Source organism: Arcobacter thermotolerans, from assembly GCF_983172305.1.
In genome coordinates, this window is record NZ_CFAFZJ010000004.1 from 13,281 (window position 1) to 34,395 (window position 21,115).

The 21,115-nt window shown below is 28.4% G+C and carries 26 protein-coding genes; 23 read left to right on the forward strand and 3 right to left on the reverse strand.

Annotated features, from left to right (window positions below; translation table 11 throughout):
* Nucleotides 1-49 precede the first annotated feature (49 nt).
* From AC5LG6_RS04260 to rimM, 13 genes are all read left to right on the forward strand, one after another.
* Entirely contained in the window at nt 50-1,339 is a 1,290-nt protein-coding gene (locus AC5LG6_RS04260) for a peptidase U32 family protein (protein ID WP_498585789.1), read from the forward strand.
* A gap of 1 nt (nt 1,340) precedes the next feature.
* Nucleotides 1,341-2,597: a glycosyltransferase family 9 protein gene (locus tag AC5LG6_RS04265; RefSeq protein WP_066219687.1), complete on the forward strand. Its 1,257-nt coding sequence runs from the start codon at nt 1,341-1,343 to the stop codon at nt 2,595-2,597.
* A gap of 38 nt (nt 2,598-2,635) precedes the next feature.
* Complete coding sequence (gene purE / locus AC5LG6_RS04270; protein ID WP_066154960.1) at nt 2,636-3,130, forward strand: 5-(carboxyamino)imidazole ribonucleotide mutase; 495 nt, start codon at nt 2,636-2,638, stop codon at nt 3,128-3,130.
* Nucleotides 3,131-3,361, forward strand: coding sequence for a glutaredoxin domain-containing protein (locus AC5LG6_RS04275; protein ID WP_260931819.1), 231 nt, complete (start codon nt 3,131-3,133; stop codon nt 3,359-3,361).
* A gap of 1 nt (nt 3,362) precedes the next feature.
* Nucleotides 3,363-4,253 (forward strand): glycine--tRNA ligase subunit alpha, encoded by an 891-nt coding sequence (glyQ, locus tag AC5LG6_RS04280; protein ID WP_498585790.1) that lies wholly within the window; start codon nt 3,363-3,365, stop codon nt 4,251-4,253.
* Nucleotides 4,250-4,984: a Nif3-like dinuclear metal center hexameric protein gene (locus AC5LG6_RS04285; RefSeq protein ID WP_081560433.1), complete on the forward strand. Its 735-nt coding sequence runs from the start codon at nt 4,250-4,252 to the stop codon at nt 4,982-4,984. The genes glyQ and AC5LG6_RS04285 overlap by 4 nt, the downstream gene beginning before the upstream one ends.
* A 10-nt stretch (nt 4,985-4,994) precedes the next feature.
* A complete protein-coding gene (locus tag AC5LG6_RS04290) occupies nt 4,995-5,723 on the forward strand; it encodes a zinc ribbon domain-containing protein (protein WP_066166694.1) in 729 nt (242 codons plus the stop codon).
* 1 nt (nt 5,724) lies between these two features.
* Nucleotides 5,725-6,879 (forward strand): lipid IV(A) 3-deoxy-D-manno-octulosonic acid transferase, encoded by a 1,155-nt coding sequence (gene waaA, locus AC5LG6_RS04295; RefSeq protein ID WP_498585791.1) that lies wholly within the window; start codon nt 5,725-5,727, stop codon nt 6,877-6,879.
* Nucleotides 6,863-7,615 (forward strand): pseudouridine synthase family protein, encoded by a 753-nt coding sequence (locus tag AC5LG6_RS04300; protein ID WP_498585792.1) that lies wholly within the window; start codon nt 6,863-6,865, stop codon nt 7,613-7,615. The genes waaA and AC5LG6_RS04300 overlap by 17 nt, the downstream gene beginning before the upstream one ends.
* Nucleotides 7,616-7,764: 149 nt before the next feature.
* Nucleotides 7,765-9,117, forward strand: a complete 1,353-nt coding sequence (gene ffh, locus AC5LG6_RS04305) for a signal recognition particle protein (protein ID WP_066403648.1) — start codon at nt 7,765-7,767, stop codon at nt 9,115-9,117.
* 77 nt (nt 9,118-9,194) lie between these two features.
* On the forward strand, nt 9,195-9,422 hold the full coding sequence (gene rpsP / locus AC5LG6_RS04310; protein WP_066154982.1) for a 30S ribosomal protein S16: 228 nt from the start codon (nt 9,195-9,197) through the stop codon (nt 9,420-9,422).
* A gap of 14 nt (nt 9,423-9,436) precedes the next feature.
* Complete coding sequence (locus AC5LG6_RS04315) at nt 9,437-9,676, forward strand: KH domain-containing protein (protein WP_066166681.1); 240 nt, start codon at nt 9,437-9,439, stop codon at nt 9,674-9,676.
* Nucleotides 9,677-10,204 (forward strand): ribosome maturation factor RimM, encoded by a 528-nt coding sequence (gene rimM, locus AC5LG6_RS04320; RefSeq protein ID WP_081560437.1) that lies wholly within the window; start codon nt 9,677-9,679, stop codon nt 10,202-10,204.
* Here the strand turns inward: rimM and AC5LG6_RS04325 are convergent.
* Genes AC5LG6_RS04325 through flgG form a run of 3 tightly spaced genes read right to left on the reverse strand, consistent with a single transcriptional unit; the run spans nt 10,201 to nt 12,299 of the window.
* Nucleotides 10,201-11,118, reverse strand: coding sequence for a hypothetical protein (locus AC5LG6_RS04325; RefSeq protein WP_498585793.1), 918 nt, complete (start codon nt 11,116-11,118; stop codon nt 10,201-10,203). The genes rimM and AC5LG6_RS04325 overlap by 4 nt on opposite strands.
* Complete coding sequence (locus AC5LG6_RS04330; RefSeq protein ID WP_066154994.1) at nt 11,105-11,491, reverse strand: hypothetical protein; 387 nt, start codon at nt 11,489-11,491, stop codon at nt 11,105-11,107. The genes AC5LG6_RS04325 and AC5LG6_RS04330 overlap by 14 nt, the downstream gene beginning before the upstream one ends.
* A 19-nt stretch (nt 11,492-11,510) precedes the next feature.
* A complete protein-coding gene (flgG, locus tag AC5LG6_RS04335) occupies nt 11,511-12,299 on the reverse strand; it encodes a flagellar basal-body rod protein FlgG (protein ID WP_066154998.1) in 789 nt (262 codons plus the stop codon).
* Between the two features lie 157 nt (nt 12,300-12,456).
* On the opposite strand from flgG, the gene AC5LG6_RS04340 reads away from it, so the two are divergent.
* From AC5LG6_RS04340 to AC5LG6_RS04385, 10 genes are read left to right on the forward strand one after another with little or no spacing between them, the layout of a single operon-like run.
* On the forward strand, nt 12,457-12,828 hold the full coding sequence (locus AC5LG6_RS04340; RefSeq protein ID WP_066155001.1) for a response regulator: 372 nt from the start codon (nt 12,457-12,459) through the stop codon (nt 12,826-12,828).
* A gap of 16 nt (nt 12,829-12,844) precedes the next feature.
* The gene (locus AC5LG6_RS04345; protein WP_498585794.1) at nt 12,845-13,741 is read left to right on the forward strand and encodes a hypothetical protein; all 897 of its coding nucleotides are present in this window, start codon (nt 12,845-12,847) and stop codon (nt 13,739-13,741) included.
* Between the two features lie 9 nt (nt 13,742-13,750).
* The gene (locus AC5LG6_RS04350) at nt 13,751-14,470 is read left to right on the forward strand and encodes a flagellar hook-basal body protein (protein ID WP_422162181.1); all 720 of its coding nucleotides are present in this window, start codon (nt 13,751-13,753) and stop codon (nt 14,468-14,470) included.
* Complete coding sequence (gene flgB / locus AC5LG6_RS04355) at nt 14,470-14,865, forward strand: flagellar basal body rod protein FlgB (protein WP_066219657.1); 396 nt, start codon at nt 14,470-14,472, stop codon at nt 14,863-14,865. The genes AC5LG6_RS04350 and flgB overlap by 1 nt, the downstream gene beginning before the upstream one ends.
* A gap of 15 nt (nt 14,866-14,880) precedes the next feature.
* Nucleotides 14,881-16,593: a flagellar basal-body MS-ring/collar protein FliF gene (gene fliF / locus AC5LG6_RS04360; protein WP_066219654.1), complete on the forward strand. Its 1,713-nt coding sequence runs from the start codon at nt 14,881-14,883 to the stop codon at nt 16,591-16,593.
* A gap of 9 nt (nt 16,594-16,602) precedes the next feature.
* On the forward strand, nt 16,603-17,613 hold the full coding sequence (gene fliG / locus AC5LG6_RS04365) for a flagellar motor switch protein FliG (protein WP_066166661.1): 1,011 nt from the start codon (nt 16,603-16,605) through the stop codon (nt 17,611-17,613).
* Nucleotides 17,613-18,350 (forward strand): FliH/SctL family protein, encoded by a 738-nt coding sequence (locus AC5LG6_RS04370; protein ID WP_390851302.1) that lies wholly within the window; start codon nt 17,613-17,615, stop codon nt 18,348-18,350. Before fliG ends, AC5LG6_RS04370 begins: the two co-directional genes overlap by 1 nt.
* Nucleotides 18,351-18,398: 48 nt before the next feature.
* Nucleotides 18,399-18,686: a FliM/FliN family flagellar motor switch protein gene (locus tag AC5LG6_RS04375; protein WP_066166654.1), complete on the forward strand. Its 288-nt coding sequence runs from the start codon at nt 18,399-18,401 to the stop codon at nt 18,684-18,686.
* A gap of 20 nt (nt 18,687-18,706) precedes the next feature.
* The gene (locus AC5LG6_RS04380; protein WP_498585795.1) at nt 18,707-19,387 is read left to right on the forward strand and encodes a flagellar hook assembly protein FlgD; all 681 of its coding nucleotides are present in this window, start codon (nt 18,707-18,709) and stop codon (nt 19,385-19,387) included.
* Between the two features lie 12 nt (nt 19,388-19,399).
* Nucleotides 19,400-21,082, forward strand: a complete 1,683-nt coding sequence (locus AC5LG6_RS04385) for a flagellar hook-basal body complex protein (protein ID WP_498585796.1) — start codon at nt 19,400-19,402, stop codon at nt 21,080-21,082.
* Nucleotides 21,083-21,115: the final 33 nt, after the last annotated feature.

Genomic DNA, 21,115 nt, shown 5'->3' on the forward strand with positions numbered 1-21,115 from the left:
ATCCCCTAAAAATTTAAATATTTTATTATAAAAAAATCAAAGGAATTTTATGAGTAAGCAAAAAGTTGAGTTGCTCTCACCCGCTGGAAATTTAGAAAAATTAAAAATTGCAATAAATTATGGTGCTGATGCTGTTTATGGTGGAGTTAGTCATTTTAGTTTAAGAATTAGAGCTAGTAAAGAGTTTACATTTGAGACATTTAAAGAGGGAATTGATTATGCTCATGCGCGAGGAAAAAAAGTTTATGCAACAATAAATGGTTTTCCTTTTAATGCTCAAATTGAGTTATTGAAAAAACATATAGCTTCTATGGCTGCATTAAAACCAGATGGTTTTATAGTTGCAGCTCCTGGAGTTGTAAGACTTTGTAGAGAGATTGCCCCAGAGATTGATATACATCTTTCAACTCAAGCAAATGTTTTAAACTATCTTGATGCACAAGTTTTTTGGGATATGGGAGTTAAAAGAATTGTTGTAGCAAGAGAGATATCTTTAAAAGATGTAATAGAGATAAAAAAACATCTTCCAGAAATGGAAATAGAGATATTTGTTCATGGTTCTATGTGTTTTGCATATAGTGGAAGATGTCTAATTAGTGCTGTTCAAATGGGAAGAGTTCCAAATCGTGGAAGTTGTGCAAATGATTGTAGATTTGAATATACACTTTATGCTGGAAATGATGAGCATGGAAGCCTATTTAGACTTGAAGAAGAACCAGGTGTTGGAACATATATTTTTAACTCAAAAGATATGAACCTTGCATCTCATATTAAAGAGATACTTGATAGTGGAGCAGTGGATAGTTTAAAAATAGAAGGAAGGACAAAGTCTCCTTATTATGCAGCTGTTACAGCAAAAACTTATAGAGAAGCTATCGATGATTATTATGCTGGCAAATTTGATGCTTCAAAATATCAAAAAGAGTTGCATACAACTAAAAATAGGGGTTTTACAGATGCTTATTTAATTCATAAGCCATTTGAAAAACTAGATTCTCAAAATCATGATTATGCTTTAAGTAAAGGCTCATTTGAAGTAACAGGTTTAGTATCTGAAGATGAAGAGCATTTTTATTGCAAGTATAAAGTTTATCCAAATGAAGATATTGAAATTTTCACTCCACATAACACAGTTTTACATGAGTGTGACAATGAGATTGGAAGAGTTTTTAAAAAAGAGAATGGACTATATTATATAAATTTTAAAAAGATTTTAACGCAAGAGAATAAAGAGCTTGAAAGCGTTCATAGTGGAAATGTAAATAAAATAAAACTTCCATGTAAATTACCTTATTTAACAATGTTTAGAGTAGAAAATATTAGTGAAAATATAGAATAAAATGATTTTTTTTAGAGCGACAAATAGTATTAATATTAAAATAACTGATGGAACAATTTTAAAGTACAATAGGTTTAAAGCTCCTATTGGAATAGAAAATGAGACAATATATCTTACAACTTATGATGATTTTAATGATTTAAAAGATATTTTTGCAAAAGTTGATAAAAGCAAATATAATGCAAAAATTATAAATGAGCAAAGTGTTTTAAAAAATCCATCTTTTCCTACTCAATTGGGTGTAATTATAGAAAATGAAAGTATAGAGAGATTAGAGCTTAAAGATTTAAGATTTTTAGAATTAAAAGAGCAAAATTTTTTAAATCAACTAAAAAGTTTCCATAAAAGTAGTATAAAAGTTGCTATTATTGGAAGTTTGGGAAGTAGTATTAGCCAGATGATAAGCGGAATGGCTGCACTTAGAATTTTTTATAATAAATTAAAAGAGATATATAAAGTTGTAAAACTTGATGTATATATAAAAGCTTCAAACAATAGTTATTACAACAGAGATAAAAGTATATATTTAACTCAAGATTATATAAATGAGATTTTACCATTGGCAATAAATAGTAAAGCTATTTGTGAATATGATTATTTTGTTGATAATAGTATTGACATTACAAAAATTTTAGATATAAATCCAGTTGATGCTTGGCTTTTTAAATTTGGAATAGATTATAAAAAAATATCAGATTTAGAAAAATTTTCACAACTAAAAACAGACCATTTTGAACTAACAAAAGGATTAAAACAAAAGATACAAGAGAGTAAACAAAGAGGAAAACTTCTACTTTTTCATCCTTATAGTGCAAATATAAATAAATCTATTCCTCAAAATTTTGCTATAGAGATTTTAAAAAATTTGATAGAGAAACTAGATGATTATACAATTGTTTCAACTCTTTTAATTGATAGTAAAATAAAAGCTGATAATTTTTTAGATTTATCATTATATTCAAAAACTATTGAAGATTTTATATATATAGTTGCATCTTGTGATAAGCTAATTACAGCTTATACATCAGCACTTCATATAGCAGATTGTTTTATGATACCAACAGTTTGTATAGCAACTTTTAAAGAGTATGAAGAGCAACTAAAATATTACAAATATACAAAAACAATTTTTGTAAAAGATAGCTCAAAAAATCTATCAAAATTTATATATGAGAATGATAGTTTGACTATAAACAAATTTGAAGAGTGGAAAAAACTCAAGATAGAAGATATTGTAAAAGTCTTAGAAAGTTTTTGATATAATGATAGTTCAAAATTAAATAAATAGGAACAAAAATGAAATTTGTATCAATAATTATGGGTAGTAAGTCAGATTATGAAATTATGAAAAACTGTGCAGATACTTTTGAGCAATTCAAAGTAAAGTATGAGATAATTATATCTTCTGCTCATAGAAGTCCAGAAAGAACAAAAGAGTATGTAAAAGAGGCTGAAGAGAAAGGTGCTATTGCATTTATTGCAGCAGCTGGAATGGCGGCTCATTTGGCTGGTGCATTAGCAGCAACTACAACAAAACCTATTATTGGGGTTCCTATGAAAGGTGGTGCTATGGATGGTATGGATGCTATGCTTTCAACTGTTCAAATGCCAGCAGGTATGCCTGTTGCAACTGTTGCTTTAGGAAAAGCAGGTGCAATTAATGCTGCTTATTTAGCAATGCAAATTTTAGCAATTAGCGATAAAGATTTAGCAATAAAATTAAAAGAAGATAGAATTGTAAAAGCAAAAGCTGTTGAGAGTGATTCTAAAGATATTGAAGTTATTTTATAATTGAAGCCTATTGCACTGTTTATTTTACCAAACTGTAAATGGTGCAAAGAGGCTATTATCTACTTAAAAAGTCGAAAACTGAAATTTAATCAAATAGACTTAACAAAAAATAAAAAAGCCTTATATGATTGTCAAAAGAGATGTCAAGGTGCTCCAGTTTTTTTAGTTGGAGATGTTTGGATATGTGGTTTTGACAAAGATAAATTAAATAAAGAGTTAGGAATAAAATAAGATGCTTACTTTTTCACAAATGTTATTAAAGCTTCAAGAGTTCTGGGCAAAAGAGGGGTGTAATATTGTACAACCGTATGATATACCAGCAGGAGCAGGAACATTTCACCCAGCAACTTTGCTTAGAAGTCTTGATTCAACTCCTTGGAGTGTTGCTTATGTTGCACCATCAAGAAGACCAACAGATGGAAGATATGGTGAAAATCCAAATAGATTAGGTGCATACTATCAATTTCAAGTATTAATAAAACCAAGCTTAGAAAATATTCAAGATTTATATTTAAAATCTTTAGAGTATTTAGGACTTGATTTAAGCTGTCATGATATTAGATTTGTAGAAGATAACTGGGAATCACCAACTCTAGGAGCATGGGGACTTGGATGGGAAGTTTGGCTTGATGGTATGGAAGTTACTCAATTTACATATTTTCAACAAGTTGGAGGACTTTCTTGTGATCCAGTTGCCGTTGAGATTACTTATGGAACAGAGAGACTTGCTATGTATCTTCAAGGAGTTGATTCTGTTTTTGATATTGTTTGGAATGAAAATAAGCATGGAATTACAACTTATGCAGATGTTCATAAAGAGGGAGAGTATCAATTTTCAAAATATAATTTTGAAGTAGCAAATACAACCAAACTATTTAGAGATTTTGAAGAGGCATTTAATGAGTGCAAATCTTGTTTAGAAGCACAACTTCCTCTTCCGGCATATGATCAATGTATGATAGCAAGTCACGCTTTTAATACTTTAGATGCAAGAAAAGCAATAAGTGTTACAGAGAGACAAAACTATATTTTAAAGGTGAGAGAACTTGCACAAGCTTGTGCTGTTATGTATAAAGAGCAAGAAAGTGAAAGATTAAAAAGAGTTGGAAGAGTAAAAGAGTGAAAATAAAAGATATTTATGAATTTTTAAACTCAATCTCTCCTTTTGAACTACAAGAAAAATGGGATAACTCAGGACTTCTTGTAGGAAATATGAGTGATAGTTTTGAAAGTTTATATCTAAGTATGGATTTAGATTTAGATTTGGTAAAAAATTTAAAGCCAAACTCTTTAGTTATAACTCATCATCCACTGATTTTTAGTGGATTAAAAAGAGTTAATTACGATACTTATAGCACTAAAATTTTAAAAGAGCTAATAAAAAAAGATATAGCACTAATTTCTATGCATACAAATATTGACAAAACGCATTTAAACAGATTTGTAGTTGAGAAAATATTAAATTTCAAAATTGAAAATCAAAATGAGTTTATTGCAAATGTAAAAATAGATATGAGTTTTAGTGACCTTTTAAAACATTTAAGCAAAAAGTTAAATTTAAAAAATATAAAATTTGTAAAAACAAAAGATTATATTAAAACATTAGCTATTTGTACAGGTTCGGCTATGAGTTTGATAGATGAAGTACAAGCAGATTGTTTTATAACAGGTGATATAAAATACCATGATGCAATGGAAGCAAAAGCTAGAGGATTGTCTTTAATTGACATAAGACACTATGAGAGTGAAAATCATTTTAATATACTTTTGGAAGAGCTTCTAGAAGAATATTTGAAAAAAAATAAATTAAAAGCTATAATAACAGCTTCAAAAAATCCATTTGAGTTTTTTTAAGGAGAAAACATTGAATAAATATTTACAAGATTTAATTGCTTTGTCAAAGTTTGATACAAGTATTAGTCAATTTGACCCAAAAATTGAAAATCAAAAAGCAAAACTAGCTGTTTTTGTAGAAACAGCAGAGGCACTAAAAGTTTCTATAAATAGTGTTTATTTAGAGATTGATGAGTTAAAATCTAAAAGAACAAAAAATAATATTCATTTAGCGGAATTAAAAACAAAATTAGATCAAATCGCTAAAAAGAATAAAGAAGTAACAAATGAAAAAGAGTTAAAAGCTCTTCAATTAGAAGAAGAGATTGCAAAAGAACAAGTAAGTTTTGCAAATGAAGAGATAGAAAGATTTGATAAATTAACAGTTGCAAAAGAAGAGAAACTAAAAGAACTCCAAGAAAAACTAAAAACAGAAGAAGAAGATATTAAAGAGATTAAAGTTGCTGTTGATAATGAGATTGAAGCAATTAACAAAGAAAGAAATGTGATTTACGATAAAAGAAATGAACTTTTGGATCAATTTGATAAAAAAATATTGACTTTCTATGAAAAAATTAAAAGATGGGCAAAAGACACAGCAGTAGTTCCTGTAAAACAACAAGCTTGTTATGGTTGTTTTATTAAAATAAATGATAAAACTTATGCTGAAGTTTTAAAAGGTGAAGAGATTGTAAATTGTCTTCATTGTGGAAGAATTCTTTATAAAGGCGAAGAAGAAACAGCTGTAACAGAGGCTTAATTTGAGCCTTTTTGCGCTTTTTTATAATTTTATTTTACTTGTAGTTTATATTATTTTAACTCCATATTTAATCTACAAGTCAAAAAGCAAAAAATATAAAATTGCAATTCCTGCAAAATTTTTCTTAAAAAATAATCCAAAATTTGAAAAATCTGGTGTTTGGTTTCACTCTTGTTCTATGGGTGAAGTAAGAGCTATAAAACCTCTTATAAAAGAGTTTGAAGAGGAATCAAATATTAGTGTTATTACAAACACTGGATTTGATGAAGCAAAAACAATTTGTAAGAATGTTAGATTTTTACCTTTTGAAATATTTCTTCCTTTTTGGATAACAAGACAGAAAGTTTTAGTAGTTATGGAAGCAGAACTTTGGTATATGTTATTTTTATGTGCAAAAAGAAAAGGTGCAAAAACTTTACTTATAAATGCAAGAATTTCTGATAAATCATATAAATCTTATTTGAGGTTTAGATTTTTTTATAAAAAAATTTTTGAAAATATAGATAAAGTTTTTGCACAAAGTGAAGTTGATAAGCAAAGATTGCAAGAGCTTGGTGCAAAAAATGTTGAAGTAATTGGAAATATAAAATTAGCACAACTTCCAAAAAGAAGAGCACTTTTTGAAAAACCAAATATTACAACAATAGTAGCAGCAAGTACTCATGAAGGTGAAGAGGAGCTTATTTTAAACTCTTATAAAAAAGAGTTTGGAAAACTTATTATTGTTCCTAGACATCCAGAGAGATTTTTAAAAGTTGAAGAGTTAATTAAAAATTATATAAAAGATAAAAATCTTACTTTTCATAAATTTAGTATTAAAGAGGATTTTTCTAGTGATATAGTTTTAGTAGATGTCATGGGAATTTTAAATGATGTTTATGAAATAGGTGATATTACAATTTTAGGTGGAGCATTTGCAAAGATTGGTGGACATAATCCTATCGAGCCTGCTTTTTTTAAAAATGTGATTATTAGTGGGAAAAATATTTTTAATCAAAAATCACTTTTTGAGTGTATAAAAAACTATTATTTAATAGAAAACAGTGAGCTAAAAGAGTATTTAGAAAAAGCAAATACTCTTTTGAAACCAGAATTAACAAAAGAGGGTTCATTTGAACCTATTATAAAGGAGATAAAAAATGGCAGTAGGATATGATAAAGCATATAAACTTCTAGCAATTCAAGAAAAAATATCAAATGCAAAAGCAAAAGATTTAATAGATAGAGGTTTGGTAAAAGTTGGTGATAAAAAAGTAATGATAGCTCGTGGTGAGATTAAAATTGATACAAAATTTAGTGTAAAAGAGTTAGCAAAAACAAAAGTTATTTTTGAAGATGATGATATTTTGGTAGTTGATAAACCAGCATTTATAACAGCAGATGAAGTTGCAAAAACTTTTAAAGATGCAATACTTTTAAATAGACTTGATAAAGAGACAAGTGGTGTTATGATGTTTGCAAAAAATGAGGAGTTTCAAAAAAGAGCCATAAAAGAGTTTGCACAAAATAGAGTATATAAAGAGTATGTGGCTATTGTTGAAGGTAAAGTTGTAGAAGAGATTGTAATAGATAAACCAATTTTAACAACAAAAGATAGAGGAGTTGCTAAATCAAAAGTTGATAAAAATGGAAAAAGTGCAAAAACAACTGTTTATCCACTTTTAGTAGAAGGAAATAAATCAAAAATTAAACTAGTTATTGAAAGTGGAAGAACTCATCAAATTAGAGTTCATCTTAATTTTGTTGGCTTACCAATTATTGGAGATGCAATATATGGAAGAACAGCTTCAAATGTAAATAGAGTTTTACTTCATTCAAAAATTACAAAAATCTTTGATTATACTTTCGAAGCACGTGAACCAAAAGAATTTAAAGTGTATGATTTTAGCTAAAATTAAGTTTCATAAAAAGAAAAAGCCTATATTTTAGGCTTTTGTTAAAAATATAAACTAAAAAAATACTTAAATTTAATTTTAATTTTAAACTATATTAAAGTAAAAATTAAATAAAATCACAAAATAAAAAATATGGGAGTTATGTTTTGTTTGATTCAATAACAGGTTCGTTAAAGGGAATAATAGGAAAGATTAGACATCAAGACGATGTTGCATCACTAAATCGTGCTACAACAGAGTTAAAAAAAGCTTTCTTAAAAGCTGATGTTCATCACAAAACTACAAAAGATTTATTAAACTCTATTGAAATCGAGACAAAGAAATTAGGAATTGGTCAAGACAACTTTATAAAAGTATTAAAGCAAGAGCTTGAAAAAACTTTGACTGCAAATGGAAATCAAGGTTTCGTATTCTCTTCAACTCCTCCAACTACTATTTTGATGACTGGTCTTCAAGGAAGTGGAAAAACAACAACAACAGGAAAACTTGCAAATTATCTTAAAGTAAGAAATAAAAAAGTTTTAGTTGTTGCTTGTGATTTACAAAGACTTGCAGCCGTTGAGCAACTAAAACAAATTGCAGCTTCTATAGATGTTGATATATATTTTGATGATACAGAAAAAAATCCTATAAAAATTGCAAAAAGTGCTATCGAAAAAGCTAAAAAAGAGCATTATGATGTTGTTTTATTAGATACTGCTGGAAGACTTGCTATTGATGAAGAGCTTATGAATGAGCTAAAAGAGATTAAGAATGCAGTAAATCCAAATGAGATTTTTTATGTTGCAGATTCATTAACGGGTCATGATGCAACTAAAACAGCTATTACATTTAAAGAGAAAATTGGAATAGATGGAGTTATTTTATCAAAATATGATGGTGATACAAAAGGTGGTGTTGCTTTAAGTATTGCTAGTCAAGTTCAAGTTCCTTTAAGATTTATTGGTATTGGTGAAAAGATGCCAGATTTGGAAGTTTTTATTCCAGATAGAATTGTTTCAAGACTTTTGGGACTTGGTGATATTGCTGGGCTTGCTGAAAAAACATCAACAATTTTTGATGAGAAAAAAGCAAAAGAAGTTAGTAAAAAAATAAAAAAGGGTGAATTTAACTTTAATGACTTTTTAGAACAGTTACAAATGATGAGTAAGTTAGGTAGTTTAAAATCAATTATTGGAATGATTCCAGGTTTAAGTAGTGCATTGCCTGCTTTAAAAGATATGGATTTTGAAAACTCTGTTGAGATAAAAAGAATTAAGGCTTTAATTGGTTCTATGACTCCAAAAGAGAGAGAAAATCCAGATTTATTAAATCCTAGCAGAAAGAAAAGAATTTCAACTGGTGCTGGTTTAAGTGAAGTTCAAGTAAATAAAATATTAAAACAGTTTAAGAGTGCTTCAAAGATGGCAAAACAGCTTTCTAGCAAAGGTGGAATGAAAGGTTTACATAATATGCTCTCTCAAGTTGGAGCAAATGGAATGCCTAAAATTCCAAGATAATTTTAAATAAATAGTGTTGAGCTATAAACTTTGTTGGAGTTTAAAGCTCAATACTATAAATAAAAAAAGGATAAAACATGACAGTGATTAGATTAACAAGAATGGGAAGAAATAAAAAACCATTTTATAGAATAGTTGTAACAGACTCAAGAAAAAGAAGAGATTCAGGTTGGATTGAATCAATTGGTTATTTTAACCCAGTTGTAGAGCCTCAAGTTCTTAAAATTGATGAAGAGAGATATAACTATTGGTTAAGTGTTGGTGCAAAACCATCAGAAAAAGTTAAAAAATTAGCTTCAAGATAATAGTTTAAGCTAAAATGATAATAAATTTTATAGAAAACTATGCAAAACTAGTTGTTGCAGTTCCTGAGGATGTTGTTGTAACAAAAGAGCAAATTGATGAAAATTTCATTGAAATTACAATAAGTGTAAATAGTGTTGATATAGGAAAACTTATTGGAAAAAATGGAAATATGATAAATGCTTTAAAAACAATTGCAAATGGTTGCAAAGCAAAAGATGGAATATCTTATAAAATACAAGTAGTTACAAAATAGATGAATAAAGTTTATGTTGCAAAATTAGGAAAAACAGTTGGTTTACAAGGTCATTTAAGACTTTTTATAGACTCTGATTTTCCTGAGCAATTTAAAAAAGGTGCTACTTTTACAACAAATAGAAACTTGATTTTAAAAGTTATTGAGTGCAATTTGAATAAAGACTTAATAAAATTTGAAAATTATGAGGATGTAGATTTAGCAAAAAAACTTACAAATAGTGAGCTTTTTACAAGCCAAGAAGCTACAAAAGAGTATTGTAAATTGAAAGAAAATGAATTTTTCTGGTTTGATTTAATCTCTTGTGAAATTTTTGAAAATGGTTTACTTTTAGGAAAAGTAAAAGATATTCATAGATACCCTTTAAACGACTATTTAGAAGTTGAAACTTCTAGTGAGCTTATTTCAAAACAACTTCCAAAAGTATTTTTAATACCACATATATTTGATAAGTTTATAGAAAAAGTAGATATAGAAAACAAAAAAATATTTGTAAAAAATGCATTTGATATTTTAGAAAACTCTTAGTAGTTGCATCTTTTATCAAACTCTTCTTTTGTCATTTCTAAAGAGTAAGCCTCTTTAAAACCATTTTTAATCAATTTAGATAGTAAATTGTCTCTTAATTCATCTTCTAAGAATGGACCATAATATAACTCTATTATATTTTCATCATCTCTACAAAGCAAAACATTTGCATTTACTTCAATCACTTTATCAAAATATTTTTTATTTAAATCACCTTTTATTTTAGCAACATTTATAAGTTTTACAAATGTTAAAGACTCTGTTATTTTAGTAGTTTCCTCTTTTTTAGAGTTAGAATTGATATTTGAAGTTTCATTTTGAGTTTTAGTTTCATTATTTGTATTTGTTACTATATCTTTTTTTTCAGAGATAATTTCTTCTTTTTTATCTTCTTTTATCTCTTCAATTTTTGATATTTCTTCTTTTTTATTATCTTCTGAACTTACTATACTGTTTTCTTCTTTTTTAATCTCTTCTTTATCTTTTAAATTGTTTACAAGATTAAAAACAGGAGATAGTTTTTTCTCTTCTTCAAGAATTTTTTGTTCTTTCTCTTTTTGATACTCCATATTTTTATTTGTTAATAACTCTAACTGTTCATTTAGCTTTTCTGGTTCTAGGTTGTTGAAGTCAAATTTTGTCTCTTTTATTTCTGGTTCAGAAGGAACATTTTCTGTATTATTTTCATTTGTTTTAGCAGAACTTTCAACAGGAGGAGAAGATTCAGCAGGCTCTTTACTCTCTTCACTTTTAAAAATAAATATAGTAGCTAAGATTATTAAAAAAAGTAGTAAAACACCAATTGTAATAAATAAAACTCTTTTTATAAGAAGAGTTTTATCTTTTTTATCATCTTCTTTTTGTTCTTGATTTTCACTTATTTGATTCTCTGGATTTGTATTAGTTGTTTCCATTCTTCTCTTCTTCTAATTTTTTCTCTTTTTGCTTCTCATAATATTTTTGTCTATATGCTTTTAATTGCTCTTTTTTTCTCTCTCTATACTCTCTATCATATTCAAGCCGTTTTTCTTTATTTTGTTCATAGTAATCTCTTTTTAAAATCTGATACTCTTCTATTTTCTTCTTAATTGTCTCTTGCCTGCTATCCATATAGAGTCTTTGACTTTTTACAATCTCTTGCATTTTTTTTAAAAAGCCGTCATCTTTTAATTCATCTTCGTAATCTATCTCTTTTTTTATTTTACTTTTTAGATAGTAGGCTCTTTTTTTCTCTTTGTGTTTTGAGAAATTTTTTTCTCTTAATTTTTTTAACTCTTCTAAATTCATAATTGATTAAAAGCTATAATTAATTTTTTAACCTATTTACAGTATCAAGCATACTATCAGCTGTTGTGATTGCTTTTGAGTTTGCTTCATAAGCTCTTTGAGCAGTAATTAAATCAACCATCTCATTTACAAGTTTAACATTTGAGCTTTCAACCATTCCTTGTCTTAATCCACCAAACTGCTCTGTTGTTGGGTCTCCTTGAACAACATCACCGCTAGCATCTGTTTGCATAAATAAAGAGTCACCTAAAGGTGCTAATCCAGCTGGATTTATAAAATCTGCTAAAGTAATTTGACCTAACTCTATTGTGTCACCAGTTTGTGGATCTCTTGCTGTTACAAAACCATCATTTCCAATACTTAAATCTTTTGCTTCTTGCGGAACAACTATTTGAGGCTCAAGTGCATATCCATTTCCATTTACGATAGTCCCTTCAGCATCTAGCTTAAAGTTACCATTTCTACTATATGCTATTTCACCACTTGGAAGTGTAATTTGAAAAAATCCTTTACCAACAATAGCTATATCGAGCGGATTTCCAGTTGGTTTTAAATCACCTTCTGTAAAATTTTTTTGAATATTTGCAAGTCTAACTCCAAGACCAACATCAATTCCTGTTGGATTTCTAGTATCTTGAGTAGTTTGACCAGCTGTGTAGTTTAAAGTCTCATAAATTAAATCTTGAAATTCAGCTCTATCTTGTTTAAAACCAGTAGTATTAACATTTGCAATATTGTGTGAAGTTACATCAATTTGGTTTTGCATTGCATTCATTCCAGTTGCTGCTGTATAAAGTCCTCTAATCATAAGAAATCTCCTTTATCAATAATCATATATTATATTTTAAGATGGATTAATTTTAGATAAATCTAAATCCCTAAGAATCAAATTTTAAGTAAAAATTTAAAACAAATTAAATATAATGCATACTTTATTGGAATAATTTTAATACAAAGAGGAAAAAATGAGAATTCTAATAGTTGATGATAGTTCAACAATGAGAAGAATTATTGGTAATGTAGTTATGCAATTAGGATTTAGCAAAGAGAGTTTCGACGAAGCTGAAGATGGATTAAAAGCTTGGAAACTTCTTACAGAGGGGCACTATGATATTATATTAACAGACTGGAATATGCCAAATATGAATGGTTTAGAGCTTGTTAAGAAGGTAAGAAGTGAAGGAACACATCAAAAAACACCTATTATTATGATTACAACTGAAGGTGGAAAAGGTGAAGTTATTACAGCTTTAAAAGCAGGAGTTAATAACTATATTGTAAAACCTTTTAATGCAGAAGTTTTAAAAGAGAAGCTAGATGGTGTTATTAAAAAATAGATAAAAAAGGTTTATTATGAGTATGAGTCAAGAAGATATTGAAGCCTTAATGAATGGTTTGGATATACCAGCTCAAGATAGTGTTGAAACTATTAAAGAAGAGCCTATTCCTGAAGATAAAGTTAATACAAAAGAGATAGAAGCGCTTTTATCTCAAGTAGAAAAAAATGAGGATAAAGATAGCCTTGTTTCTCCTGCAAGTGAGAAAAAAATAAGTGAGATAGGTGAACTGTTAAATGATATTGAAGATGATGATTTATCTGAAGATGTAATATTAGAAAATAGTTCGTCTTTAAGTTCACAAATTGAAGAAACAGTTACAAAATCTAATAAATCAGATGATGATATTGTAAAAGAGTGGTCATCTTCAAAAATAAGTGAAGGAGTTTTTCCTTTCCCAGCTGAAAATGATACAAAAGTAGTAAGTCAACTTAGTCAAGTAGCAAATGATTCAGAAGAGAAAGTTTCACAAATTTTTGATGTATTAAGTTTAACTTTAGATAATAATAGTGATTTAAGACGAAGAGTAAAAGAGTATGAAGAATTCATTTTATCTCAAAATAAACTTTTAAGTTCTTTAAGTAATAAATTTCCAAAAATAGAGCTGTTTAAGCAACAGCTAGATAAAGTAAAAAGTTTTGAAAACTCATTAAAAGATTTAAAAACTTCGATAGATGAAGAAGATATGCATATTTTTCAAGGAATGGAACTTATGCAATTTAATGATATAAATAGGCAAAAAATTGAAAGAGTTATGTCAGTTATTAGAAAACTATCTATTTATTTAAATAATCTTTTTGAAGATGATAATCCAAGAGATCTTCCAATGGCTAAACATATTCACGGAGATAAAGATACGCAAGATTTAGTAGGTGATGATTTAGATAAGCTTATAGCTGAATTTAACAAGTAAGGAAATATAATGAACCAAGGTGTTTATCCACTAACAGCTTCAATGGTAAATCAAATAAATAGACTTGATCAAATAAGTAATAACCTTGCTAATGCAGATACTTTTGGTTTTAAGCAAGAAGGAACTTCTGAAACTACATTTAACTGGTATTTAAAAAGAATGCAAGAGGAGCAACAAAATCCATTTGTTGAATCAATAACAATAAACAATATTCCAAAAATTGATACAAGATATACAGATCCTTTAATGGGACCTATGAAAATGACTGGAAATCCTCTTGATTTTGCTTTAAATGCACCAGATACTTTTTTTAAAATTCAAAATGAAAATGGTGATATAGTATATACAAGAGATGGATCATTTAAAAATTTAGATGGATTTTTAGTAGATGGAAATGGAAACAATGTTTTAAATGCAGATAATGAAGCTATAGTTGTGGAAGATGGCTTTGAGTTACAAATTGGAGTTGCTAAAACATCTTTTAAAAATCTTGAAAAAGTAGGAGATAATACTTACAAGGCTTTGGTTATTGATGATATTGAAAATTTTGAAAATAATGATAATAAAATTTTAAATGGAACAGTTGAACAATCAAATGTAAATAGAGTAAGTACTATGGTTGAGCTAATAGATGCGCATAGAAGATTTGATCAATCTCAAAGGGCGATTAAGACAATAGATGAGTTAAACGCTGGTTTAATAGAGAAAATTGGAGGAAATACTAGATAATGCATGCAAGTGAAGTATCAGGGAAACTTTTTGAACAACTAAATTTTAGAGGCGAAAGACAAAAAGTAATATCTAGCAATATTGCAAATGTTAATACTCCAGAATACAAAACAAAAGATTTAGTTTTTTCAGAAGAGTTAAAAGAGCAAAATATTTTAAAATTAAAAAGAACTACGAATAACCATATGCAAAATCTTGATTATAGGGCTAGCAGTAACCCAAGATTAATTGAGGTTCCAAATTTAATAGAACAAAATGATGGAAACAATGTAAATTTAGATAGTCAAATGAGTGAGCAATCAAAAAATAAAGTTCTTTTTGATGCAATCCAATCATCTATAAAAAAAGATTCAAGACTTTTTAGATCTGTTATTGATGCTTCAGGTAAGAGTTAATAGGATGATTTTTTAATGGATCAACTTCTAAAATTTATAAATAACTTAAATAAAGCACAAAGAATAGCAATTGTTGGTGGTTTTGCTTTTTTGCTGTTATTAATTATTGGATTTTTGATATATTCAAATATCAAAGCTGAAGATAAAAAATTAAGTTACACAATTGCTTCAAATCTTACTCAAGCTGATGTTATGAGAGCTACTGAGGAACTTGAAAGTGCTGGTGTTCCATTTATAGTAACAGGAACTGGAAGCAATTTAACTCTTAAAACTTCAAAAGAGTTTATAAATATTGCAAAAATTAAACTTGTAACTAGTGAAGCTTCAACAAATAAACATGTTGGATGGGAAATTTTTGAAAAATCATCTATAGGTACAACAAATTTTGAAAATAAAGTAAAGTATTTAAGAGCTTTAGAGGGAGAGTTAAGTCGTAGTTTAGAGTCTTTAAGTGGTGTTTTAAAAGCAGATGTAAAAATAGCAATTCCAAAAGAGACAATATTTACTGAGAAAAAGAGTGATACAACTGCCTCTGCTGTTTTGACACTAAAACAGGGTATTTTTTTGACTCAAAAACAACTAGATGGTATTAAAAACTTTATAGCTTCTGCTGTTCCTGATTTAAAGCAAGAAAATATACAGTTAATAGATCAAGATGGAAATTTACTTGAAGTATCAGCTGAAGATATGAATACTCAAAGATCTACAGTTCAAACGAAATTTAAAGATAAAATAGAAGAGGATTATGAGCAAAAAATTATTTCACTTTTAGAGCCAGTTGTTGGAGCTGGAAGAGTTATGGCAAAAGTAAATGTTATTTTGGATTTTACTAAAAAAGATATTGAAGAGGAAATTTATAGTCCAGAAGGAAGTATTAGATCTCAACAAGTTATTGAAAATACATCAAATGCTTCAGGGCTTGGAAATAATACAGGTGGAATTGCAGGAGCTGATAATAATATTCAACCACCACAACAGCTAAATGATGGAAGTAAACTATCTTCTAATAGTGAAAGTTCTAATACTGTTACAAACTATGAAATTTCAAGAAAACTAATATCTCAAAAAGATGGGAATTTTACAAATATTCGAAGAATTTCAGCTTCTGTTACTTTTGATTCAGGTGTTTTAAAAGATCATCCAGATAAAGCTGAATTTTTAGCATCCTTAGAATCATTATCTGCTGATGCTATTGGATATGATAAAGGAAGAGGCGATACAATTACTGTTAAAGATTTTAAATTTGTAGGAGTTAAATCTTTTAATGAAAAAGGTGAGCTTGTAGATGAGTTTGGAAATGTAGTTGGTGGAAGTGGTTATTTACAAGGAATGAGTATAAAAAGTATTCTAGATGAGTATAAAGATTATATTCAATATTTAGTAGTTGCTCTTTTACTCTTTATTTTTTATAGAAAATTTATAGCAAGCAGTGATATGGTAATTTTAGGTGAACCTAAGAAAAAAGAGATGGGTGTTGATGATGAAGATTTGGTAAAAGATATGTTGGCTGGACTTGATGATGTGCTAGATCAAAATACAGCTCATGGAAGATTAAAAACCAAAGTAAAAAGTCAAATTTTAAATAATATTGATGGACTTGATGAAGAATCAGCAGCTAAATATGAAGTATTTATTGAAGAGCTTGATAGAGAGATAAATAATAATCCAGCTGATATTGCAAGAATGATTGAATTGTTATTAAGTGAAGGTAATGTTAATTTTAAATAGGAATAATAAATGGCAGTAGATATTTATAGTGATATTGATATTTTAAAAGGTATGTCTATGTTAGAAAAAATCGCAAGATTTTTTGTATTAATAGGTGAAGATTCAACAGTTAAAATATTTCAATTTCTTGATAAATCTTATGTTGAACAAATTTCAACTGCTATTACTCAAATACAATCTATAAATAAAGAGGTCTCTTTAGCAATTTTAGAGGAGTTTCACTTATATACTAGAACAAAAGGTTTTATTAGTTCTGGTGGGTATGATTTTGCAAAAGAGATTTTGTATAAATCTATTGGGCAAGATGCGGCTGAAGAAGTTTTAGAAAAACTTTCAAGAATGAAGTTAGCAAATCAAGCTTTTTCTTATCTTGATGGTGTAAATCCAAAACAGTTAAGTGATTTTATCAAAGATGAATCACCTCATACAATTGCTGTTATTTTAGCACATATGGATCCTTCTAAATCAGCAGATGTTTTAATGGAACTTGATGAGGAGATTCGTGTAAAAGTAAGTATTCAAATAGCAACTATTAAAGATGTTTCTCCTGATGTTGTACGAACTATTTCAGCTGTTTTAGAGAAAAAGTTAGAGTCTTTATTATCATCAATCGTAGATGTTGGTGGTGTTAAAGTTGTTGCAGATATGTTAAATAAAATGGGACCAAAAGCTGTTGATATTCTTAAAAATATAAATGGTATTGATACTTCTTTAGCAACTAGAATCAAAGATAATATGTTTGTATTTGAAGATTTACTTAATCTTGATAGTGAATATATAATGAAGATTATTCAAAGTGTTGAATCAGCAGATGTTGTTGTTGCTATGAAAAATACTACACAAGAGCAGATAGAAAAGGTTACAGGTGCAATGTCTCAAAGGGTTAAAGATAGATTTTATGAAGAGAGTGAAATGCTTACAAAAGTTAAAATTAAAGATATTGAAGCTGCACAAAGAAGAATGTTGGCTGTTGCTCAAAAGATGATGGACGACGGAGTTATTGAAAGAGAGAGTACGTAATGGCTGAGAATGTTTACTCTAGTGCAAGAATATTAAAAGATGATAAAAAAGTAGAAAAATTCGAACTATCTAATTTTTTAAAAAATAAGCTAACACCAAAAGAAGAGTCAAATGAATTTTTGGAGTTAAAATTAGAAGAAGATGGTAATTCGAATTTAGAAAAAACAGAAGTAAAACCTTCAGTTCAATCTATGAGCATTGTTGATAATTCTGCTGTTTTAGCGAAGATTGAGCCTATTTTTACTGAATTCGAGAAAATGATAAAAAAAATAGAAGAAGTGTCACAAAAAGTTACAACTATTGAACAAGATGCAATAATCAAAGGCAAAGAGTTTGATACTCAAGTTATAAAAGCAATAAAAGATTTAAAGCAGTGTGCAACATTTTTTGAACAAGCTGCTTTTGGTTTTGAGAGTAAATTATTAAAAACTTCTATCTCTATTGCGCAAAAAATTATAAATATCGAAGTAGGAGAAAACTCTTCAAAAATAGCTAAACAGACTATAAATCAGCTTTTATTAAAACTAAAAAATGCAACAAAAGTAAAAATTCATTTAAATCCAAAAGATTATTATATTTTAAAACAAGAGCTGGAATTAGAACCTTTTATTGAACTTTTAGAGGATCCAAATGTAGTTGCTGGTGGTGTTGTAATAGCTAGTAATATAGGAAATTTTGATGGAAGTATTGAAGCAAAAGTCTCTTCAATGCTTGAATCTTTAGATTTAGTGATATAAAATCTAATTTATGATACAATCATTAAATAACGTTAAAAAGTATTAAATATGGAAATAAGTGAAAGAGTTTACGATTTATTAGTCGATACCGAAATTGTTGTTGATGTTATGCTTGGAAGCACTAGTATATCAGTTGGTGAATTTTTGAAATTAACCGAAGGAGATATTATCTCTTTACACAAACCAGCTGGTAGTGGTGGTGAGATTTATGTAAACTCTAGAATTATTGGAACAGGTGATATAATTGTAATGGAAGAAAAACTTGCAGTTAGAGTTCAAGATGCTATGGATTCAGATAATGTTGTTCAATATTTCTTTGAAGAACATATGATTTAATCTTAAACAAGGAGTTTGATATGGCAGAAGTAAATAGTGCAAATGGTGTAACAGGAACAGATAGTTATGGAAATAAATATACACAAAGTGTAAGTAACGACTCTTTGACAACAAATGATTTTTTAAAGTTAATGATTGAGGAGTTAAAGCTTCAAGATCCAACAAAACCAATGGATTCAGCAAAAATGCTATCAACTCAAATGCAAATGAGTACTCTAAATGCAAATATGGAGATGATTAAGGCTTTACAATCTATTCAAACAGCATTTACACAATCTTCACTCTCAACGGCAACTGGAGTAATTGGAAAAAATGTTGAAAATGGTAGTACAAGGAGCGATGGTTCATTGAAGCCTTTCACTATTGAATCTATTGAAAATATAGATGGTCAAATTATGGCAGTAGGTAGGGAATGGTTATATATGCATAATGGAATTGCTTTTAAAGATGGAGATGATATAAAAGCAGCAGAGTATGATGAAGTTGGAAATCTTTATAATGAAAAAGGTGAAAAAACAGGACAAACTATAGTTTTAGAAAGTTTAGGAAAGCCTTTGGTTAAAGATGGAAAGTTAGTAGTTAAAGATGCAGATGGAAATGAAGTGGCTGACCATAAATATGTGGCAAGTGGGAAAAGTACGCTTATTTTATCTAGCGAAACTACTACTTTCCCATTTTCTTCAATAACAAGAATCTTCTAAAAAGGATTAAAGATGATAGGAGCTATGTGGAATGGAGTTGCTGGAATATGGCAACATGACAAAGGTATAGCTGTTGAATCAAACAATTTGGCAAATTCAAACACTGTTGGACACAAAAAAGACCAAATAAGCTTTTCAGACCTTTTATATAGCCAAGCAGGATTTGGAAAAGGTGTACAAACTCAAACTATTTCAAAACAGTTTGAGCAAGGAAATATTGTACAAAGTGGTGTTGGAATAGATGTTGCAATTGAGGGTAAAGGTTTTTTTGTAGTAAAAAGTAGAGAAAATCCAAATGAGATTTATTATACACGAGCTGGAAATTTAGTTCAAGCAAAAGATGGTTTTTTAGTTACTCAAGATGATTATAAAATTCAAGGATTGGTTCCACAAAGTAAAATTACTACAACTACAAATCCACTTGATATGATGTTTACTGATGAATATACAAAAAGTTTAGTATCCTCAAATATAAATAGTGGAAGCGGTACAGTTTATAATATAAATGCAAAAGCTAGTGATTATGTAAGCTCTTCAAAAGATGATGATATATTAAAAAAAGGTGATGGATACAAAACTTCACAAAATAAGATAAATGATATTGAAGCATTAAAAGCTGACTATATAGAGAAGTTAAATAAATTTTTGATGGATCAATCAACAACAAATACTCCATCTATTAGTCAAAAATCTCAAATAGATTTTTCATCAAATTTATCATCTTTACAAGCTACAGATAATACTATTAGTGTAACAATTGACAATAAAACATATAGTGTGAAATTTGATGTAAACTCAACTATAAATGATGAAGAGATGCAAAAGCTATATGACTTTTTAGATACAAATGGAAAAGCAAAGTATAATTTAGTTGATCCCAATTCTATACAAAGCCAAGCAAACATAGATGCAATGCCAACAACAACTCCTCAAGAGATTTTAGATAAAACAACTGCACAAACTTTAAGAGATAATCAAATTAGCTCATATATAAATGCGAATAGTGTTGTAAATGCTATGAAAGATTTATCTGATAAAATTTCTTCAAAAGAGGGTATGAGTTCTAGTGTAAAAGATGGAACTTTGGTTATTGATACTTTAATTGCTGGTGGTAGCTTTAATATATCAGATATAAAGTTAAATGATACAAACTTTAGTTCTACAAAATTACAAGAGGCGGTAAAAGGTTCTGGTCTTGCTATGGTTGATAGTGCAAGAGATGCTTTAAAAAATGCAGTTGAAAATGCAGATGGAAAGTTTTTACAAATTACAAATGTATTGGAGTATGGAAACTTAGGAGTTATTGGAGAGAATGATATAAATGTAAGACTTGATGAGCTAGGAATTTCTGATAAAAGTACAGCCGATATAAGTATATCAGATGATGGTTTTGTTTTTGTAAAAAGTCAAGGTCATAGTTTTTTAGTAGGAAGACTTAGTACTGCTGGATTTAGAAATGAACAAGGATTAGAGCCTATGGGGGGAAATTTATTTCAAGCGTCGCAATATAGTGGAAATGCTTTTAACTCAGATACTATGAATATAATAAGAGGTGGTGCGCTTGAAAGAGCTAACATAGATTATGGTTCTACTTTGACTCAAATTATGGTATATCAAAAAGCTTTTGAAGCTAGTTCAAAATCTATAACAACATCAGATGAGTTTTTACAAACAGCAATACAGATGAAGAAATAGTAAAAATTAGTATAAATACTTTGTGTTTATACT

Coding starts and splice junctions, on each gene's coding strand:
- purE (WP_066154960.1), top strand. CDS start 2,636: ATGAAATTTGTATCAATAATTATGGGTAGTAAGTCAGATTATGAAATT.
- fliF (WP_066219654.1), top strand. CDS start 14,881: ATGGATCAACTTCTAAAATTTATAAATAACTTAAATAAAGCACAAAGA.
- flgG (WP_066154998.1), bottom strand. CDS start 12,299: ATGATTAGAGGACTTTATACAGCAGCAACTGGAATGAATGCAATGCAA.
- rimM (WP_081560437.1), top strand. CDS start 9,677: ATGAATAAAGTTTATGTTGCAAAATTAGGAAAAACAGTTGGTTTACAA.
- AC5LG6_RS04330 (WP_066154994.1), bottom strand. CDS start 11,491: ATGAATTTAGAAGAGTTAAAAAAATTAAGAGAAAAAAATTTCTCAAAA.
- AC5LG6_RS04375 (WP_066166654.1), top strand. CDS start 18,399: ATGGAAATAAGTGAAAGAGTTTACGATTTATTAGTCGATACCGAAATT.
- AC5LG6_RS04370 (WP_390851302.1), top strand. CDS start 17,613: ATGGCTGAGAATGTTTACTCTAGTGCAAGAATATTAAAAGATGATAAA.
- AC5LG6_RS04345 (WP_498585794.1), top strand. CDS start 12,845: ATGAGTATGAGTCAAGAAGATATTGAAGCCTTAATGAATGGTTTGGAT.
- AC5LG6_RS04340 (WP_066155001.1), top strand. CDS start 12,457: ATGAGAATTCTAATAGTTGATGATAGTTCAACAATGAGAAGAATTATT.
- rpsP (WP_066154982.1), top strand. CDS start 9,195: ATGACAGTGATTAGATTAACAAGAATGGGAAGAAATAAAAAACCATTT.
- glyQ (WP_498585790.1), top strand. CDS start 3,363: ATGCTTACTTTTTCACAAATGTTATTAAAGCTTCAAGAGTTCTGGGCA.
- AC5LG6_RS04380 (WP_498585795.1), top strand. CDS start 18,707: ATGGCAGAAGTAAATAGTGCAAATGGTGTAACAGGAACAGATAGTTAT.
- AC5LG6_RS04350 (WP_422162181.1), top strand. CDS start 13,751: ATGAACCAAGGTGTTTATCCACTAACAGCTTCAATGGTAAATCAAATA.
- AC5LG6_RS04385 (WP_498585796.1), top strand. CDS start 19,400: ATGATAGGAGCTATGTGGAATGGAGTTGCTGGAATATGGCAACATGAC.
- AC5LG6_RS04260 (WP_498585789.1), top strand. CDS start 50: ATGAGTAAGCAAAAAGTTGAGTTGCTCTCACCCGCTGGAAATTTAGAA.
- fliG (WP_066166661.1), top strand. CDS start 16,603: ATGGCAGTAGATATTTATAGTGATATTGATATTTTAAAAGGTATGTCT.
- AC5LG6_RS04315 (WP_066166681.1), top strand. CDS start 9,437: ATGATAATAAATTTTATAGAAAACTATGCAAAACTAGTTGTTGCAGTT.
- flgB (WP_066219657.1), top strand. CDS start 14,470: ATGCATGCAAGTGAAGTATCAGGGAAACTTTTTGAACAACTAAATTTT.
- AC5LG6_RS04265 (WP_066219687.1), top strand. CDS start 1,341: ATGATTTTTTTTAGAGCGACAAATAGTATTAATATTAAAATAACTGAT.
- AC5LG6_RS04300 (WP_498585792.1), top strand. CDS start 6,863: ATGGCAGTAGGATATGATAAAGCATATAAACTTCTAGCAATTCAAGAA.
- AC5LG6_RS04325 (WP_498585793.1), bottom strand. CDS start 11,118: ATGGAAACAACTAATACAAATCCAGAGAATCAAATAAGTGAAAATCAA.